This is a genomic window from Bradyrhizobium sp. MI1.10, from assembly GCF_055811035.1.
In genome coordinates, this window is record NZ_JBVVPN010000154.1 from 1 (window position 1) to 727 (window position 727).

Here is a 727-nt window from a genome sequence, read left to right on the forward strand (position 1 = left end):
GGGCGGTGGCGGCGGTAGTGGCGGGGGAGCTCGCGGTGGTGGCGCCGGTGGTGCGGGAGCTGGTGGCGGCGGTGCCGGTGGCGGCGCGGGAGCCGGTGGCGGCGGTGCCGGTGGCGCTGGTGGTGCGGGAGCCGGTAGCGGCGGTGCCGGTGGCGGTGGCGGTTATGGTGGGGGCGATCCTCATGCCGGTGAATACGGTTTGCCTTACCCGAACCGGCTGGGCACGCAGATCCAACGGAGCAAGGCTTGGTCTGGTGACGGCTGGCTTCCTGACGGTGCTTTTTATCCGCTCCGCGAACGCGCGCCGCGCCCTCGGTGGGATATGTGGAGACACGCGACGCCCGCGCCTGACCTCCACAAGGTTCACAAAGCTCAGCGGACGAAGCTCAAACCGCACGAACCAACGCGGAAGATGCTATCGGATCAGAAACTTGTGCAGCCGCTTGGGGCGCGAACCTCATTGGGCGCGCATCGCGCGGGAAATGATGATGCGACCGCTGCCAGCCCACCGGTAGATCGCGCGCCGGATGACGTTCAAGTCACGCCACCATCCGTCGTCGAGGGCAAAGACGAGCAAACGATCGGTACGGCACCGGTGGATGCCGCGGCGGATATCGTTCAGGTCACTCCGCCACCCGTAATCGAGCGCAAAGGCGAGCAAACGATCGGCACGGCACTGGAAGATGTCTTGGCAGATGTTGTTCAGGTCACCCCGCCGCGCATTATC

Annotated in this window: 2 protein-coding genes; both read right to left on the reverse strand. The window is 66.4% G+C overall.

Annotation, left to right across the window (positions count from 1 at the left end; translation table 11 throughout):
* Window positions 1-235: hypothetical protein (locus AC0L3K_RS40690; RefSeq protein ID WP_473368216.1), on the reverse strand; the 235-nt coding region annotated here is incomplete at its 3' end.
* A gap of 222 nt (window positions 236-457) precedes the next feature.
* Window positions 458-727, reverse strand: a 270-nt coding sequence (locus tag AC0L3K_RS40695) for a hypothetical protein (RefSeq protein ID WP_473368217.1), incomplete at its 5' end; no start/stop codon positions are given.